This is a genomic window from Mycobacterium sp. B14F4, from assembly GCF_039871645.1.
In the GTDB taxonomy this organism is placed as follows: domain Bacteria; phylum Actinomycetota; class Actinomycetes; order Mycobacteriales; family Mycobacteriaceae; genus Mycobacterium.
On record NZ_JBDPMF010000001.1, the window covers coordinates 497305 to 514871 of the forward strand.

Annotated in this window: 17 protein-coding genes; 12 read left to right on the forward strand and 5 right to left on the reverse strand. The window is 69.8% G+C overall.

Annotation, left to right across the window (positions count from 1 at the left end; translation table 11 throughout):
• Positions 1-4 precede the first annotated feature (4 nt).
• The 3 genes from ABGB19_RS02410 (at position 5) to ABGB19_RS02420 (ending at position 2939) form a co-directional block, all read left to right on the forward strand.
• Positions 5-1009, forward strand: a complete 1005-nt coding sequence (locus tag ABGB19_RS02410; protein WP_347683605.1) for a methyltransferase domain-containing protein — start codon at positions 5-7, stop codon at positions 1007-1009.
• A complete protein-coding gene (locus ABGB19_RS02415; protein ID WP_347684672.1) occupies positions 937-2175 on the forward strand; it encodes a class I SAM-dependent methyltransferase in 1239 nt (412 codons plus the stop codon). The genes ABGB19_RS02410 and ABGB19_RS02415 overlap by 73 nt, the downstream gene beginning before the upstream one ends.
• A gap of 68 nt (positions 2176-2243) precedes the next feature.
• Positions 2244-2939, forward strand: a complete 696-nt coding sequence (locus ABGB19_RS02420; protein ID WP_347683607.1) for an esterase — start codon at positions 2244-2246, stop codon at positions 2937-2939.
• Here ABGB19_RS02420 and ABGB19_RS02425 read toward each other — a convergent pair.
• A complete protein-coding gene (locus tag ABGB19_RS02425) occupies positions 2936-4243 on the reverse strand; it encodes a PQQ-binding-like beta-propeller repeat protein (protein WP_347683609.1) in 1308 nt (435 codons plus the stop codon). The genes ABGB19_RS02420 and ABGB19_RS02425 overlap by 4 nt on opposite strands.
• 81 nt (positions 4244-4324) lie before the next feature.
• On the opposite strand from ABGB19_RS02425, the gene ABGB19_RS02430 reads away from it, so the two are divergent.
• Positions 4325-5062, forward strand: a complete 738-nt coding sequence (locus tag ABGB19_RS02430; RefSeq protein ID WP_347683611.1) for an acyltransferase — start codon at positions 4325-4327, stop codon at positions 5060-5062.
• A gap of 263 nt (positions 5063-5325) precedes the next feature.
• Positions 5326-6303, forward strand: coding sequence for an IniB N-terminal domain-containing protein (locus ABGB19_RS02435; protein ID WP_347683612.1), 978 nt, complete (start codon positions 5326-5328; stop codon positions 6301-6303).
• 68 nt (positions 6304-6371) lie between these two features.
• On the opposite strand, the gene ABGB19_RS02440 is transcribed toward ABGB19_RS02435, so the two are convergent.
• The 3 genes from ABGB19_RS02440 to ABGB19_RS02450 all read right to left on the reverse strand — a co-directional run bounded on the left by ABGB19_RS02440 (position 6372) and on the right by ABGB19_RS02450 (position 10019).
• The gene (locus ABGB19_RS02440) at positions 6372-7613 is read right to left on the reverse strand and encodes a glycosyltransferase family 4 protein (protein WP_347684674.1); all 1242 of its coding nucleotides are present in this window, start codon (positions 7611-7613) and stop codon (positions 6372-6374) included.
• 91 nt (positions 7614-7704) lie between these two features.
• Positions 7705-9219 carry a glycoside hydrolase family 57 protein gene (locus ABGB19_RS02445; protein WP_347683614.1) on the reverse strand — a complete coding sequence of 505 codons (1515 nt, stop codon included), beginning with the start codon at positions 9217-9219 and terminating at the stop codon, positions 7705-7707.
• Positions 9216-10019 (reverse strand): class I SAM-dependent methyltransferase, encoded by an 804-nt coding sequence (locus ABGB19_RS02450; protein ID WP_347683616.1) that lies wholly within the window; start codon positions 10017-10019, stop codon positions 9216-9218. Before ABGB19_RS02450 ends, ABGB19_RS02445 begins: the two co-directional genes overlap by 4 nt.
• Positions 10020-10215: 196 nt before the next feature.
• Between ABGB19_RS02450 and ABGB19_RS02455 the strand changes: the two genes are divergently transcribed.
• The 7 genes from ABGB19_RS02455 to mnmA all read left to right on the forward strand — a co-directional run bounded on the left by ABGB19_RS02455 (position 10216) and on the right by mnmA (position 16887).
• Positions 10216-11007, forward strand: coding sequence for an electron transfer flavoprotein subunit beta/FixA family protein (locus ABGB19_RS02455; RefSeq protein WP_347683618.1), 792 nt, complete (start codon positions 10216-10218; stop codon positions 11005-11007).
• A gap of 29 nt (positions 11008-11036) precedes the next feature.
• Entirely contained in the window at positions 11037-11993 is a 957-nt protein-coding gene (locus ABGB19_RS02460) for an electron transfer flavoprotein subunit alpha/FixB family protein (RefSeq protein WP_347683620.1), read from the forward strand.
• An 86-nt stretch (positions 11994-12079) separates the two neighbouring features.
• A complete protein-coding gene (locus tag ABGB19_RS02465) occupies positions 12080-12826 on the forward strand; it encodes an SDR family oxidoreductase (RefSeq protein ID WP_347683622.1) in 747 nt (248 codons plus the stop codon).
• An 89-nt stretch (positions 12827-12915) separates the two neighbouring features.
• On the forward strand, positions 12916-13755 hold the full coding sequence (locus ABGB19_RS02470; protein ID WP_347683624.1) for a GNAT family N-acyltransferase: 840 nt from the start codon (positions 12916-12918) through the stop codon (positions 13753-13755).
• Positions 13752-14582: a lysophospholipid acyltransferase family protein gene (locus tag ABGB19_RS02475; RefSeq protein ID WP_347683626.1), complete on the forward strand. Its 831-nt coding sequence runs from the start codon at positions 13752-13754 to the stop codon at positions 14580-14582. Before ABGB19_RS02470 ends, ABGB19_RS02475 begins: the two co-directional genes overlap by 4 nt.
• A gap of 44 nt (positions 14583-14626) precedes the next feature.
• The gene (locus ABGB19_RS02480; RefSeq protein ID WP_347683628.1) at positions 14627-15820 is read left to right on the forward strand and encodes a cysteine desulfurase family protein; all 1194 of its coding nucleotides are present in this window, start codon (positions 14627-14629) and stop codon (positions 15818-15820) included.
• Positions 15820-16887, forward strand: coding sequence for a tRNA 2-thiouridine(34) synthase MnmA (gene mnmA, locus ABGB19_RS02485; protein ID WP_347683630.1), 1068 nt, complete (start codon positions 15820-15822; stop codon positions 16885-16887). The genes ABGB19_RS02480 and mnmA overlap by 1 nt, the downstream gene beginning before the upstream one ends.
• Here mnmA and ABGB19_RS02490 read toward each other — a convergent pair.
• Positions 16884-17528: a sensor domain-containing protein gene (locus ABGB19_RS02490; protein ID WP_347683632.1), complete on the reverse strand. Its 645-nt coding sequence runs from the start codon at positions 17526-17528 to the stop codon at positions 16884-16886. The genes mnmA and ABGB19_RS02490 overlap by 4 nt on opposite strands.
• Between the last annotated feature and the right edge of the window lie 39 nt (positions 17529-17567).

The following is a 17567-nucleotide window of genomic DNA, read 5'->3' on the forward strand; positions in this document are numbered from 1 at the left end:
TGTTATGGATTTGAAGGAACCCGGCGCGGTGTCCGATGTCGTCGGCGAGCCGGCTCCCAACCCCCACGCCACCGCGGAACAGGTGGAGGCGGCCCGCCACGATTCCAAGCTCGCCCAGGTGCTGTACCACGACTGGGAGGCCGAAAGCTACGACGAGAAGTGGTCGATCTCCTACGACAAGCGCTGCGTCGACTACGCCCGCGACCTCTTCGACGCGACGGTGCCGTTCGACGAACAACGCAACCTGCCCTACGACCGGGCGCTGGAGTTGGGCTGCGGCAGCGGCTTCTTCCTGCTGAACCTGATCCAGGCCGGTGTCGCGCGGCGCGGTTCGGTCACCGACCTGTCTCCGGGCATGGTGAAGGTTGCCGTCCGCAACGGCGAGAACCTGGGTCTGCAGGTCGACGGCCGGGTGGCCGACGCCGAGGGCATCCCGTACGACGACGACACCTTCGACCTGGTGGTCGGGCACGCGGTGCTGCACCACATTCCCGACGTCGAACTTTCGCTGCGCGAAGTGGTGCGCGTGCTCAAGCCCGGCGGACGGTTCATCTTCGCCGGCGAGCCGACGAACGCCGGTGAGAACTACGCCCGCCCGCTGTCGACCTGGACGTGGCGGGCGGTGACGAACGTGACACGACTGCCGGGCCTGTCGGGTTGGCGCCGCCCGCAGGCCGAACTCGACGAGTCGTCTCGGGCCGCGGCGCTGGAGGCGATCGTCGACCTGCACACCTTCTCGCCGGGCGATCTCGAGCGCATGGCGACCAACGCCGGCGCCGTCGAGGTCTCGACCGCCACCACCGAGTTCACCGCCGCGATGCTCGGGTGGCCGTTGCGCACGTTCGAGGCGGCGGTGCCGCCGGGCCGGTTGGGTTGGGGCTGGGCGAAGTTCGCGTTCAACAGCTGGATCGCGTTGTCGTGGGTGGACCACAACATCTGGCGGCAGGTCGTGCCGAAGGGCTGGTTCTACAACGTGATGGTGACGGGGGTCAAGCCGGCCGGGAGATGACCCTTGCCTTCTCCGTCGACGACGTCGGCTATCTGCGGAGCGAGGCCGGCGCGCACGCGTTGCGCGAAGCCGCCGCGCTCGGGCTGACCGACGCCAGCCTGGTGGCCGATATCGGCTGGGCGCGTGCGCGATTCGGTGATCGGGCCGCCGTGCTGGTGGAGACGACAGTGCTGCGCCGCAAGGCGTCGGCGAAGTTGCCGCGTGCCGACGGCTGGCTGTTCACCGACGAGGCGTTGCAGCAGGCCAGCGCAGAACCGGTTGCGCGCCACCGGGCCCGGCGGTTGGCCGGCGCCCGTGTACACGATGCGACGTGCTCGATCGGCACCGAGCTTGCGAGCCTTCGTGATTCGGTCGAACTCCTGGTGGGTAGCGACGTGGATCCCGTCCGGCTGGCGATGGCCCGACACAACGTCGCCGGCGTGGATGTCTGCCGGGCCGATGCGCTGCGTCCGGTCACCCGCGACGCCGTCGTCGTGCTGGACCCGGCGCGGCGCAGCGGCGGGCGGCGCCGGTTCGACCCGCGGGACTACACCCCGGCGCTCGACGCCCTGCTCGAGGTGTACCGGGACCGCGATGTGGTCGTGAAGTCGGCTCCAGGAATCGATTTCGATGCCGTGACTCGGCTCGGCTTCACCGGCGAGATCGAGATCACGTCGCTGGGCGGCAGCGTCCGGGAGGCGTGTCTGTGGTCGGCCGGCCTCGCCGACCGTGGTGTGCGCCGCCGTGCCACGGTGCTCGACACCGGCGAGGCCATAACCGACGCCGAGCCCGGCGAGTGCCCTGTGGCGCCGGCCGGCCGGTGGATCGTCGACCCCGACGGTGCCGTCGTGCGCGCGGGCCTGGTGCGCCAGTACGCCGCCCGCCACGGCATGTGGCAGCTCGACCGCGACATCGCCTACCTGTCGGGGGACCGCCTGCCCGACGGCGTGCGCGGTTTCGAGGTGCTCGAGCAGCTCCCCTACAGCGAACGCCGGTTGCGGCAGGCGCTTTCGGCCCGTGACGTCGGCAGCGTCGAGATCCTGGTGCGCGGTGTGGCCGTGGATCCGGATGTGTTGCGGCCGCGGCTGCGGCTGCGTGGATCGCAGCGGGCGTCGGTGGTCGTCGCACGCATCGGAGCCGGGGCGGCAAGCAAGGCAACGGCATTCATTTGCCACCCGTCGCGCTAACCGGCCACGTACGCTTGGCGGTGGCGCGCCGGTATCGGAAACCGGTGCGGGCAGTGAGGACGTTCGACGTGCGCATTCTCCGGTGGGCTGCTCTGCTGGCAGCCGCCGTAGTCGCCGGCTCGACCGGCACTCCGGTGGCCGCGGCGCAGACGGCATGCCTGGACCTGCAGGGCGTCGTCGAACCCGACGGGATCTGCCGGGTGCAGGTGCAGAACGCGACGTACACCATGGACATGAGCTTTCCCAACGACTATCCCGACCCGCAGCCGGTGGTCGCCTACCTGACCCAGGCCCGCGACGGCTTCGTCAACGTCGCGCAGGATCCCGACGCCTACAACGTGCCCTACGAACTCGACGCCGACGGCGTCGGATACCGTTCCGGGCCACCGGCGGGCGGCACCCGCAGCGTGGTGTTCACGGTGTGGCAGAACGTCGGCGGGGCGCGCCCGCAGACCTTCTACCAAGCGTTCAACTGGAATGTCGGCAAGAAGGCCCCGATCACCTTCGACACGCTGTTTCGGCCGGGTACCAAGCCGCTCGACGTGATCTATCCCGAGGTCAACAGCTACCTGCAGAAGGAGCGGGGGTTGGCTGACCCGGTGCCCAAGGGCGTCGGCCTCGATCCGGCCAACTACCAGAACTTCGCCTTGACCGACGACTCGCTGATCTTCTTCTTCAGCCAGGGCGAGCTGTTCGCCGGAGCCGCAGGGCCGGTCCAGGCGACGGTGCCGCGTGCGGCGGTGGCCCCGCTGCTGGCGCTCTAAGCCGGCGCGAATCCGTAGACCAGGCCGTCGCTGGTAGCGGTCACGACGCGGCGGTCGTGGCCGATGGAGACGCCGACGGGCCAGCCCGTCGCCCGGGGCAGGGGATAGGAGTTGACCGTGCGCCCGTCGGCGGGATCGAAGACGAGTAGCGCCTGGCCTGCGTTCTCCCCGGTGCCGTCGCGGGTGACGGTGTAGGCGACGTCGGCGCCGGACTGGCTCGAGGTGGACAACGGGGTGACGTCGTCACGGGTCCACAGCACCTCGCCGTCGTCGCCGTTGTCCTTCACGCCGACCAGTTTCGCGCCGGGCCCGCCGCCCGCCATGATCAGCCCGTCCGGCGAGACCGACGGCGGGGTCTGCGCGAGGTAGTCCAGCGGAACCGACCACTTCGCGGTGCCGTCGGCGGTGTTGAGTGCCCACAGCCGGTCGTCGCGGCCGTTGACGTACACCGTGGCCCCGTCGGCAGACAGCACCGGGCTCGCCAGCGGCCCGCCGCCGACCGCGTCGCTGGTCCACTCGCGGGTGAGCAGCGGCGTCTGGCCGGGTTTGTAGCGCAACCCGACCAGGATGGGCGCGTCGGCGTCCGGCTCCCACAGGCTGAGCACGACGATGCCCGTGGCGCCGGAGAAGGCCGGTGCGGCGGCCACCGGGCAGCGCGCCCGGGCGGGGCCGCAGTCGGCGAGGCCCCGCTCGGAGTCCCTGGGGTCGACGCCTGCGACCAGGTCCAGCGGACTGCCCACCACCACGCCGCGGTGGGCGTCGAACACCAGCACCTGGCCCAGGTGCGTGACGACCAGCAGGTGGCCGGGGTCGAGGATGCGCGGGGTGGTCGGCATCCCGATCACCGGTCGGCGCCAGCGGATCCACTGCGTCGGCGGGAACGACAGCATGGCGCCGGGCTGGCCGATGTAGAGGTTGTCGAAGCCATCGAAAAGGGCGCTGGACAACGGGCCTCCAGGTCCCGGACCCTGCACCAGCCGGGTGCACCACCGCTGCCGGGCGTTGTTGTCGGCCTCCCACACCATCAGTGAGCAGCCGGCGTCGGTCTGCGCGTTGACGGCCAGGTAGCTGCCGGAGCCCAGCGCGACCGCGGTGGCGAGCTCACCCTTGACCGACCGGGTCCACTCGAGGCGCAGCTTCTCGGCGCCGGCTGTCGGTTCGTAGCTGCTGTTGCCGGCGTCGCCGTACTGGGCTGCCCAGCCGTCGGCGGCACGCGCCCGGACCCATGAATCGGTGTTCCCGCAACCCGCCAGCAACGCCGTGATCAGTGCTGTCAGTACCAGCACGGTCAATCGCCGGAACACGCGATCCTTTCCCGTTCCTCGTCTTTTGTCCACGTGAGGGTAACCGCTCGAGTCTCGCGGGCTCGCGTAGGCTTTGCGGCCATGACGACGATGTGGGGCGCACCGTTGCACAAGCGCTGGCGGGGGTCGCGACTGCGCGATCCGCGGCAGGCGAAGTTCCTGACGCCGGCCTCGCTGAAGTGGGTGCTGGCGAACCGCGCCTACACGCCGTGGTACCTGGTGCGCTACTGGCGGTTGCTGAAGTTCAAGCTGCGCAACCCGCACATCATCACCCGCGGCATGGTGTTCCTCGGCAAGGGTGTCGAGATCGAGGCGACGCCGGAGCTGTCGACGATGGAGATCGGTCGCTGGGTGCACATCGGCGACAAGAACACGATCCGCTGTCACGAAGGGTCGCTGCGATTCGGCGACAAGGTGGTGCTCGGCCGCGACAACGTCATCAACACCTATCTCGACATCGAGTTGGGCGACTCGGTGTTGATGGCCGACTGGTGTTACATCTGCGATTTCGACCATCGCATGGACGACATCAACCTGCCGATCAAGGACCAGGGCATCGTCAAGGGCCCGGTGCGGATCGGCCCGGATACGTGGGTCGGCGTTAAAGCGACGGTTCTGCGCGACACGACGGTCGGGCGGGGCTGCGTGCTCGGCTCGCATGCGGTGGTGCGCGGCGACATCCCGGACTACTCGATCGCGGTCGGGGCGCCGGCGAAGGTGGTCAAGAACCGCCAGTTGGCTTGGGAGACATCGGCGGCCCAGCGCGCGGAGTTGGCCGCGGCGCTGGCCGACATCGAGCGCAAGAAGGCCTCCCGCTAGGTCCAGCTTCGCGCAAGCGTGCGTGTTCGCACACGACTCGCCGCGGAATCGACGGCAGATTGCGCACCTTCGCGCCCTCCCCGGCGCCGCCGGTAACGACCCCCTAATCCCCTAAGGGGGACAGGTCGTCACGCCTGCACAGGTGCGCCGCACAGACGGGGCGGCGACCCGTTTCCGCGGAGTTCGCGGGTCCATAGCGTTTCGGTCAGTCCGCCGGACGGCCCGGCGACCAGCCAAGCGACACATTCGAAAGGACCACAGAGATGACGAACGTAATCGACTGGATTCTGAACCTGTTCCGCGACGAGGTTTCGGCCCAGGCCTTCCTCGACGATCCGGATCGCGCCATGTGCAGTGCCGGCGTGCAGAACGTCCCGGCGGCGCAACTGCAGCAGGCCGCGGCAGCGGTGGCTCCGGCTGCGGTCATGCATGGCGGCGGTAACCCGGTCGTGGGCCTGCAGCAGGCGGTGGCCAACACCCACGGCATCGCCTTCGTGCCGCAGCGCCAGACCGACCTGCTGTCGAACAACGACACGCTGAGCCACAACGACACCCGGCTGCTGAGCCCGGAGACCAACGTCGTCAACTCCGCGGGTGAGGATCAGCAGCAGGGCGTCGGCAACTTCGACCTGGACTTCGGTGACATCACCTTCGGCGACAAGACCACCAACACCGCGACCGACGGCGGCGTGGTCAACACCGGCACCGCCGGCGACATCGACACCACCAACGTCGAGGGTGACGGCAACGTCGTCGGCGACGACAACGAGAACGTCAACACCGGTGACATCGAGGACTCCAACGTCAACATCGGCGAGGACAACGAGATCGACGACAGCGGCGACCAGACCGCCGGCGGCGACATCATCTCCGACAACGAGGGCCCGGTCATCAACGACGTCGACATGAGCGGCGGCAACGGTGGCGGCGCGGCCGGTGGTTCCGGTGGCGGCGGCCTGATCGGGGTCGGCAACGACGGCGGCAACGCGACCGGCGGCGCCGGTGGCTCCGGTGGCGGGATCGTCATCAACGACAACGACAGCCAGACCACCAACACCGGTGGGGGCGACGTCACGACCGTCGACACCGGCGGCGGCGACATCTCCGGCGGCGTCGACGCCAGCCACGACGACAACTCCGTCGACAACTCGGTGGACAACTCCAACCAGGACAACTCGGTGGACAACTCCCAGACGGTCGATACCGACGTCAACGTCACCAACGACGTCGGCATCTTCTGACCCGAGGGCACCATCGAAAACAGCGCAGCTGGCGGGGATCGAAACTCGATCCCCGCCAGTTCGCACGTCTAACGACCCGGCAGCGCGTGCTCGACGATGACCCGCCGCCGGTGCGGTTCGCGTTCGCCCCGCTTGGCCGCCAGGTACACCTGCGCGGTTTCGCCTGCGATGCAGTGCCATTCGAAGTCCGACGTCAGCCGTTCACGGGCGGCGGCGGCGCGCCGTTCCGCAGCCTGCGGGTCGTCGAGCACCGAACGCACGGCGGCCGCGAGCGCCGCCACGTCCCGGGGCGGATGCGACACGCCGGTGTGGCCGTTGATCACCGCCTCGCCGAGCCCGCCGACGTTGGCGACCACCAGCGGGATCCCCGTCGCAGCGGCTTCGAGCGCGACGATGCCGAACGGCTCGTAGTGGCTTGGCAGCACGGCGGCGTCGGCGGAGTGCAGCATGCGCACCAGCGCGTCGTGATCGAGGTGACCGACGAACGACGTTGCCTTGAGCACCTTGTGCTTTCGCGCCTGCTCGACGAGCCAGTCCAGCTGGGTGCCCTCACCGGCGACGGTAAGCGTCGTCCCGGGATGCGTACGCCGGATGCGGGGCAGCGCCGCGATCGCGTCGTGGATGCCCTTCTCGTACTCGAGGCGACCCAGGTACAGCAGCTGCGCGGGACCCGACCGGGGCCTGCGCTCGGCGAACGGCCAACGCGCGGCGTCGATTCCGTTGCGGATGACGCGGGTCTCGGCCAGGCCGGGGCCGAACAGCTCGGTGATCTCGTCGCTCATCGACCTCGAACACGCGATCAGCGAGTCGGATTCGTGAACGAGCCACGACTCCAGTGCGTGCACCTGCCGGCTGATGCGACCCGACACCCACCCGGAATGCCGGCCCGCCTCGGTGGCGTGGATGGTGGAAACCAGTGGCACATCGAAGTATTCGGCGAGGGTGATCGCGGGGTGGGCGACCAGCCAGTCGTGGGCGTGCACCACGTCCGGGCGCCACGGTCGGTCGCGTCGACCCCGGATGCCCAGGCCGGCGCGGACCATCGCGTGACCCATCGCCAGGGTCCAGGCCATCATGTCGCTGCCGAAGTCGAACTCGTGCGGATCCTGCGCCGCCGCGACGACGCGCACGCCCTCGGCGATCTCGTCGGTGGACGGATGCGTGCTCGGGTCGGTGTTGGTGGGCCGACGGCTCAGCACGACGACCTCGTGGCCGGCCTCGGCCAGCGCGGTGGCCAGGTGATGGACGTGTCGTCCCAACCCGCCGACGACCACCGGCGGGTATTCCCACGACACCATCAGTACCTTCAATGCACTTTCACCACCGCCGAGCGTGCGCAAAGTGCCGTGATTCCGCGGCGTGTCGATTGCAAACACGCACCCACGCGGTGATTGGGGACGCTCACCGCGGTAACCGCCGGGCGTCGAGGGCGCCAAACAGGCCGTCGGCGCGGTTCCAGCCGTCGGCGAGCCGGCGGGCGTGCTCGTGACGGCCCGACGCCATCGCGTCGGCGATCTCGCGGGTGGCGTGCGCATGCAGATGCGCGCGGTAGCGCGCGTAGTCGGCCGCGGAATCCTTGCTGACCATGAACGGCCAGTCGCTGGACACGGTCAGCAAGGTCTCGCGCAGGATCTGGTCAGCGACGAAGTTGCGGGCGGGCGGGGCGTCGGTCTCGCCGAGCGCCTTGTCGACGGTGGTCAGCGCGGTGTCCACGACCTCGCTGTTCAACTGCACGAGATCGGCGACCTGCTCGCCGGCCCACACCTGCCAGTCCTTACCGGAACCCCAAGAGCTGGGCGGTAATTGGACGGGGGTGCCGACGAAACCGTCGGCCTTGGCGTCGGACAGCGTGCCGACCCGCACCCCGGCCTCCGGCAGCGCCCGCAGCACCCGCTCGAGCCACACGGGCCCCTCGTACCACCAGTGCCCGAACAATTCGGTGTCGAAGGCCGCGATGACGTGTGCGGGCCTGCCGATGCGGGCGCTCTCGTCGAACAGCCGCTGGCGCACCACACCGACGAAGTCGGCGACATGCCCGTCGATCGCGCGGTCCGCACGTTCGGGGTCGTACGGCACCTTGGCATCCGACGGCACGTTGCGGCCGGTGACGCGGGCGGGTTTGAGGCCGGTGGTGTGGTCGTAGGTGTGGAAGTCGCGGTATGCGGCGTGGCCGGGATAGCCCGACTTCGGCGACCACACGCGATAGCTGACCTGCAGGTCGCGGCCGAATGCGACGACGTCGGACGACGCGACCGGCCGTCCCAGGGCAGTGTCGCCGTGCAGGGACGGACCGTCGACCATGAAATGCCCCACACCCGCTGCGGCATAGTCGCTTTCCATCCCCGGCGCGTAGGCGCACTCCGGCGCCCAGACGCCCGTGGGCGCATGCGCGAACCGTGCCCGCGCGTCGGCCAGTCCCTCGCGCAGAGCGAACTCTCGCAACCGCGGATGCAGCAGCGGCTGGAAGGGATGCGCCAGCGGCCCGCCGAGCAGTCCGATGGTGTCGGCGTCGATCAGCTGCCGCAGCAGCGGGCTCGCGCCGTGCGCCCACAGTGTCGCGAAGTCGTCGAGCGCCTGGCCGGCCTCGGCGTGTTCGCGAACGCCGAACTGCCGCAACGGCTCTGCCAGCGTCGTCGCCTCGAGTGCGCGCAGTTGCCAGTTGGCCAGCCAGTGGTGCATGCCGGACAGGCAGTACGGGTCGTCGAGCTGCGCGGTGACCACCGGCGTCATGCCGAGCGTCAGCAGATGGTGACGGTCCTCGGCGGCCAGCGTGCGCAAGACCCGCATCAGCGGCAGGTACGACGCGGCCCACGACTGGTAGAGCCACTCTTCGCCGACCGGCCAGCGACCGTGGTGCGCCAGCCACGGCAGGTGCGTGTGCAGGACGAGCGTGAAGAGCCCGGGAACGGAAGTCACGGGCGCACCGCGATCGCCACCAGGTCCAGGCTGTCATTGATGTCCCGGCTGTCGCGGTCCGCCGCGTCCACCAGGTCGAAGTCGTCGGTCGTCACCGACGCCACGTCGGCGAGCAGGTCCTGCGGCCACGGCGCGTCGGCCAGCGCACGCGCGATCTGGGCGTCGATGAGCGAGCCGCCGTGGCGAGCGTCCAGTTCGGCAAGTCGTGGCCCATGAAAGACGCCGAGCATCGCCACCACCGAAAACCCCTCCTCGACAAGCAGTTCCGTCAGCTCGACGGCGTTGAGCTCGCGGGTGTGGAACGGGTTGATCGGGGTGTCGCGGCCGGGGGAGAAGGTGATCCGATTCGGCGTCGACATCAGTAGCACCCCGCCGGGCCGCAGCACCCGCAGGCACTCGCCGACGAACTGGCTTTGGTCCCACAGATGTTCGATCACCTGGAAGTTGACGACGACATCGACCGTGCCGTCGTCGAGCGGCAACGCCGCGAGGTTGCCGTGCCGCATCTCGACCCGCGGGTAGCGGGCCCGCACGTGCGCGACCGTCGCCTCGTCGTAGTCCAGGCCGATCACCCGGCGCGCCACCTGGGCGATCAGATCGGCGCCGTAGCCCTCGCCGCAGCCCGCCTCGAGCACGTCGCGACCCACGCAGCGGTCCGCCAGGCGCGCGTAGACGACCTCATGGCGGCGGAACCAGTAGTTCTCCTCCGCCAGCCCGGGGACCGTGCGTTCGCCGGTGAGTGGCAACGCGGCATCGTCGTCCGACCCAAGCGGACCGTTGGTAACGAAGGAGGCGCTCATTGCAAGGCAGGCTAACGCGGATCGGCCCCATGGCGAACGGTTCACCGCCTACGGGCTGCTAGAACGCAAACTTCGACCAGCTATGGTGTTCCTGCGAACCGCTGAAAGTTACCGACGAGTAACATGGTGGTAGTTGCTTCAGACGTGGTAAGGCAGGCCGGCCGGCCGGCCTCTTCGAGGAGGACGAACCGAACTCATGACGAACATCGTGGTCCTGATCAAACAGGTCCCTGACACCTGGTCGGAGCGCAAGTTGTCCGACGGCGACTTCACGCTCGACCGCGAGGCCGCCGACGCGGTGCTCGACGAGATCAACGAGCGCGCCGTCGAGGAAGCGCTGCTGATCAAGGAGCGCGAGGGCGGCGACAGCACCGTGACGGTGCTGACCGCCGGCCCCGAGCGCGCCACCGAGGCCATCCGCAAAGCCCTGTCGATGGGCGCCGACAAGGCCGTTCACCTGGTCGACGAGGGCATGCACGGATCCGACATGGTGCAGACCGGCTGGGCTCTGGCCCGTGCGCTGGGCACCATCGAGGGCACCGAGCTCGTCATCGCGGGCAACGAGGCGACCGACGGCACCGGCGGTGCGGTGCCGGCGATCATCGCCGAGTACCTCGGCCTGCCGCAGCTGACCCACCTGCGCAAGGTGACCGTCGAGGGCGGCAAGGTCAGCGGTGAGCGCGAGACCGACGACGGCGTGTTCTTCGTCGAGGCGCCGCTGCCCGCCGTGGTCAGCGTCAACGAGAAGATCAACGAGCCACGCTTCCCGTCGTTCAAGGGCATCATGGCCGCCAAGAAGAAGGAAGTGACCAAGCTCACGCTCGCCGAGATCGGCGTCGAGAGCGACGAAGTCGGTGGCCCCAACGCCGGCACGAAGGTGCTCTCGTCGACTCCGAAGCCGCCGAAGACCGCGGGCGAGAAGGTCACCGACGAGGGCGACGGCGGCACCAAGGTCGCCGAGTACCTGGTCGCCCAAAAGATCATCTAGTCGACGACACAAAGGACGAGAGAACACTCATGGCTGAAGTACTCGTGCTCGTTGAGCATGCCGAAGGTGCGCTGAAGAAGGTCACCTCGGAACTGATCACTGCGGCGCGCAAGCTGGGCGAGCCGTCGGCCGTCGTCGTCGGTGCGCCCGGCACCGCCGAACCGCTCATCGATGGCCTCAAGGCAGCCGGCGCGGCCAAGATCTACGTTGCCGAGTCCGCGGACGCGGAGGGCTACCTGATCACCCCGCAGGTCGACGTGCTGGCGTCGCTGGTGGAGTCGGCCTCGCCCGCCGGTGTCCTGCTGGCGGCGAACGCCGACGGCAAGGAGATCGCCGGACGCCTGGCGGCGCGCACCGGCTCGGGCGTGCTGACCGACGTCGTCGAGGTCAAGGACGGCGGCAAGGCCATCCACTCGATCTTCGGCGGTGCCTACACCGTCGAGGCCGAGTCGACCGGCGAGCTGCCGGTCATCACGCTGCGCGCCGGTGCGGTCGACGCCGAGCCCGCCGACGGTGCCGGCGAGGTCGTCAACGTCGAGGTGCCCGGTCAGGCCGAGAATGCGACGAAGATCACCAAGCGCGAGCCCGCGGTGCAGGGTGACCGTCCGGAGCTGACCGAGGCGACGGTCGTGGTGTCCGGGGGTCGCGGTGTCGGCAGCGCCGAGAACTTCAGCGTGGTCGAGGAACTGGCGGATTCGCTGAACGGCGCCGTCGGTGCGTCGCGTGCCGCGGTCGACTCGGGCTACTACCCGGGTCAGTTCCAGGTGGGCCAGACCGGTAAGACGGTCTCGCCGCAGCTGTACATCGCGCTGGGCATCTCCGGGGCGATCCAGCACCGGGCGGGCATGCAGACGTCCAAGACGATCATCGCGGTGAACAAGGACGAAGAGGCGCCGATCTTCGAGATCGCCGACCTCGGCATCGTCGGCGACCTGTTCAAGGTCGCGCCGCAGCTGACCGAGGCCGTCAAGGCCCGCAAGGGCTGACACCTACGCGAAACCCCGGTGCGTCACGGCACCGGGGTTTTCGCGTCTCTGGACCCTGGCGAACTTTCGGGGCAAGCTGTTCGGACATGAAGATCACGGTGATCGGCGCCACGGGTCTCATCGGCTCGAAGGTGGTCGCGCTACTGACCGATGCCGGGCACACGGTCGTCGCATCGTCCCGACGGACGGGGGCCGACGTGCTGACCGGCGACGGGCTCGCCGATGCGCTGGCGGGTGCCGACGTGCTGGTCGACGTCACGAACTCGCCGTCGTTCGAGGACGGCCCGGTGCTGGAGTTCTTCACCGCGTCGACGACGAACCTGGTGACGGCGGCCGCCGACGCCGGGGTGGGACACTACGTCGCGTTGTCCATCGTCGGCGCCGACGGGCTGCCCGAAAGCGGGTACATGCGAGCCAAAGTCGTGCAGGAGAACATCATTCGCGACTCGGGGCTGCCGTACACGATCGTGCGGGCCACGCAGTTCCACGAGTTCGCCGAGGCCATCACCGGATCGCTGAGCGCGGGCGACGAGGTACACGTCCCCGACGCGTTGATCCAGCCGATTGCCGCCGACGAGGTCTCCGCCGAGGTGGCGCGCGCGGCCGTCGCCCCCGCCCGCAACGGCCACGTCGACGTCGGCGGACCCGAGAAGATGACGTTCGCCGACCTCGCCCGCGCGGTGCTGCGCGCCAACGTTGGCGACCGGCCCGTCGTCGTCACCGCGGGCGCCACCTATTTCGGCACTGCGGTCGATGACACCAGCCTGGTCACCGGCGACGGCGCCGTCACGGCAGAAGTCCGCTTCGCGGACTGGCTCGCCCGCCGCAAATAGCGCCGGCGAGGTCAATTCGTCACTCAGCGCTCACGGACACGTCACGCGCCGGACGCCATCAGGAGAGGCGGCTGGGCGACGGTGCAGTCATGAGCACTGCTTCTGTACTCATCGCCCCCGACGAGATCGACCACGGACAGGCGCCGCACTACACCCTGCTGCTGTCCACCGACGCTGCGCTCATCGACGCCGCGCAGCGGCTGCGCCACGACGTGTTCACCTCCGAACCGGGGTTCGCCTTCACCGCCGACGACCACGCCGCGGGCCGGGATGCCGACCGGTTCGACGAGCACTGCGACCATCTGCTGGTCCGCGAGGACACCTCCGGCGAGCTGGTCGGGTGCTACCGGATGTTGCCGCCCGCGGGGGCCGCCGCCGCCGGTGGTCTATACACCGCAACGGAATTCGACGTGCGCGGGCTCGACGCGCTACGCCCCTCGCTGGTCGAGATGGGCCGCGCAGTGGTGCGCGCGGATCACCGCAACGGTTCGGTGGTGCTGCTGATGTGGGCAGGGATCCTCGCCTACCTGGACCGCTGCGGCTACGACTACGTGACCGGGTGCGTATCGGTGCCCGTGACCGGCTCGGCCGACGAGGCGCCGGGCTCGCAGATCCGCGGGGTCCGCGACTTCGTGCGCCGGCGCCACGCCGCGCCCGCGCAGTTCACGGTGTTTCCGTACCGTCCGGTGACCGTCGACGGCAATGTGCTCGACGCCATCGATCCACCCGGCAGGGTCGCGGTGCCGCCGCTGATGCGCGGCTATCTGCGCCTCGGCGCCCAGGTGTGCGGCGAACCCGCATACGACCCCGACTTCGGGGTCGGCGACTTCCCGGCGCTGCTGGACAAGCGCCAGGCCGACACCCGATATCTGCGCCGGCTCAGATCGGTGGGGGCGGCCGCCGCGATGGCCGACGGGATCGCGTCGTGACCGCCGAGCACCACTGGGTGCCGCGCGCCTCCTGTGACGCCACCTGCGTCACCGTCGGCGCCGCCGAGGCGGGTCACCGGCTGGCCGTCGCCTGCCGGGTGGCGGTGCGGGCGACGTTCGCGGTGCTCCTGTTGGCGGCGGTGCCGGTGCTGGCGCTGCCCGCGCCGGGCCGCGCCCACGTCCAGCGACGCTACTGCCGCCTGATGTTGCGGTGTCTGGGCATCCGAATCACCGTGTCCGGCAGGCCGATTCGCAACCTGCAAGGCGTCCTCGTGGTCAGCGGACACGTGTCGTGGGTGGACATCTTCGCGATCGGCTCGGTGCTGCCGGGTCGGTTCGTCGCCAAGTCCGAGCTGATCAGCTGGCCCGGTCTGGGCCTGCTGGCCCGGCTGATGAAGGTGATCCCGATCGAAAGACACAACTTGCGGCGCCTGCCCGATGTGGTCGGCACCGTCGCGGGCAGGCTGCGGGCCGGACAGACCGTCGTCGCGTTCCCCGAGGCCACCACGTACTGCGGTCTGGCCTACGGCCGGTTCCGGCCCGCGATGTTCCAGGCCGCGGTCGACGCGGCACGGCCGGTGCAACCGCTGCGGCTGAGCTATCACCACCGCGACGGCCGGCCGTCGACGGTGGCCGCGTATGTGGGCGAGGACACGCTGCTGGAGTCCATCCGCCGGCTGATCACCACCCGGCGCACCATGGTGCGGGTGCTGGTGGCGTCACTGCAACTGCCGGGCAGCGACCGTCGCGACCTGGCGGCCCGCTGTGAGATCGCGGTGCGGGGCCGGCCCGCGCAGCCGTCGCCCGCCCACGTGCTCGTGGCCTGAGCGAATCGGGGGCCCGCCCGCCCGGCGGCTATTCTGGACGGGTTATGACCTCCGAGCCGGTCTATCTCGATCACGCCGCCAGCACTCCGATGCACCCCGCTGCCATCGAGGCGATGACGGCGGTGCTGGCGACGGTAGGCAACGCGTCCTCGCTGCACGGCACGGGCCGGCTGGCGCGCCGCCGGATGGAGGAGTCGCGCGAGTCGCTGGCCCAGCTGCTCGGCGCCCGACCGTCGGAGGTGATCTTCACCGCGGGCGGCACGGAGAGCGACAACCTCGCGGTCAAGGGCATCTACTGGGCCCGCCGCGATGCCGACCCGCGCCGCAGGCGCATCGTCACCACGCCCGTCGAACACCACGCGGTGCTCGACGCCGTCGAGTGGCTGACCGGCCACGAGGGCGCCGAGGTGACGTGGCTGCCGGTGGGCAAGGACGGCTCGGTGACACCCGCGGCGCTGCGGAATGCGTTGCAGGACCACGACGACGTCGCGCTGGTGTCGGTGATGTGGGCCAACAACGAGGTCGGCACCATCATGCCGATCGCCGAATTAGCGTCCGTCGCAGCCGAATTCGGGGTGCCGATGCACAGCGACGCGGTCCAGGCGGTCGGCCAGATCCCGGTCGGCTTCGCGGCCAGCGGCCTGGCGGCGATGAGCATCACCGCCCACAAGTTCGGCGGTCCGACGGGAGTCGGGGCGTTGCTGCTGCGACGCGACACCGCCTGCGTCCCGCTGCTGCACGGCGGTGGTCAGGAACGTGATGTCCGCTCCGGCACACCCGATGTCGCAGGTGCCGTCGCCATGGCTGCCGCGGCGAGGATCGCGGTCGAGGGTCTGGACGCCAACAGCGTCCGGATCCAGGCGCTGCGCGACCGGTTGGTCGAGGGCGTGCTGTCGGCCATCGACGACGTCGACGTCAACGGCGCGACCGGGGCCGCACGGTTACCCGGCAACTCGCACTTCACCTTCCGCGGCTGCGAGGGTGACTCGCTGCTGATGCTGTTGGACGCCAAGGGCATCGAGTGCTCGACAGGTTCGGCCTGCACGGCCGGTGTGGCACAGCCGTCGCACGTGCTGATCGCGATGGGCGCCGACCCGGCGAACGCGCGCCGTTCGCTGCGGCTGTCGTTCGGCCACACCAGCACCGACGCCGACGTCGATGCCGCGCTCGCGGTGCTGCCCGGAGCTGTCAAGCGTGCGCGGCAGGCCGCGCTGGCCAGTTCGGGGGTCGTCGAGTAGTGCGGGTGCTGGTGGCGATGAGCGGTGGCGTGGATTCGTCGGTCGCCGCGGCCCGGATGGTCGATGCGGGCCACGACGTCGTCGGGGTCCATCTGGCGTTGTCGGCCGCACCCGGAACGCTGCGCACCGGGTCACGGGGGTGCTGCTCGAAGGAGGATGCCGGCGACGCCCGCCGCGTCGCCGACGTGCTCGATATCCCGTTCTACGTCTGGGATTTCGCCGACCGCTTCAAAGAGGACGTCATCGACGACTTCGTGTCGGCGTACGCGCGCGGCGAGACACCGAACCCGTGCGTGCGGTGCAACGAGCGAATCAAGTTCTCCGCGTTGGCCGCCCGGGCGCTGGCGCTGGGGTTCGACGCCGTGGCCACCGGGCACTACGCACGGCTGTCCGACGGCAGGCTGCGCCGCGCCGTCGACGCCGATAAGGATCAGTCGTACGTGCTCGCGGTGCTGACCGCCGAGCAGTTGCGCCACGCGGTGTTCCCCGTCGGTGACACCCCCAAGCCGCAGATCCGCGACGAGGCCGCGCGGCGCGGGCTGGCGGTCGCCGACAAGCCGGACAGCCACGACATCTGCTTCATCCCCTCCGGCGACACGCGGGCGTTCCTCGGCGCCCGGATCGGGGTGCGCCGAGGCGCCGTCGTCGACTCCGGCGGCACGGTGCTGGCCGAACACGACGGCGTGCACGGGTTCACCGTCGGCCAGCGCAAGGGCCTGGGCATCGCCGGACCGGGCCCCGACGGGCGGCCGCGCTACGTCACCGGGATCGACGCCGAGACCGCGACGGTGCACGTCGGCGACGCCGGCGATCTCGACGTCGCGACGCTGGCCGGCGAGCGGCCGATCTTCACCTCCGGTGTCGCGCCCACCGGTCCGGTGGAATGCCAGGTGCAGGTGCGGGCGCACGGCGGCATCGGCGACGGGGTGGCCGAACTGCGCGACGGCCGGCTCGTCGTCGAATTGCGGACCCCGCTGCGCGGCGTGGCTCCAGGCCAGACCATGGTGCTCTATCGTCGCGACCCCGACGGCGACGAAGTGCTGGCCAGCGCGACGATCACCCGCTAGCCGGGCACGTTGGCCAGGATGTTGGTCATCACGATCTGAGGCACCGAAGTGGGGAACCGGCACGCGGTCACCTCGACCAGCACCACCGACTTCACGCGGTAGTCGCGGCTGCAGCCGCCGGTGGGCCGCATCTGCAGGGTGTCGGGGCTGACCGTCCAGTCGCCGACGAACATCGTCCCCAATGGCGTTGCGTCACAATCCTCGACACGCACGACGAGGTCGTCGAACGCGCGGCGGGCGGTGGCCGCGTCGCGGTAGGCCGCTGCGCCTTCGGAGATCAGGCCGCCATCGGGAGGGTTTTGGAACGTGGTCTTGTGAAATTCCTCGACGTCGGGCCCGAAGGTCTGCGTTTCGGCGAACACCCATTGACATTGCGGTGGAGCGGATTCGGTGAGCGGTTCGATGTCGACCGGTACCTTGCCGTCCATCGTCGGAATGATCGTGAGATCGTCACCGGCGCCGGTGATTGCGCGCATCTGTGACTGGTCGAGCATGATGGTCTCGACATCGACCGGCGAGCGCGAGTCGTCGTCGATGCCTCCGATGGCCCGTAGCGCACTGCCGCCGATCGTCTGCGTGCACCCGGCGGTCAGGGCCGCCGCCGCGCACCACAGGAGCGTCCGTCCTGGCGATACGGGCATGCGCGTCCTTCCCAACCCTTCGGGATCGACACTAGCGGT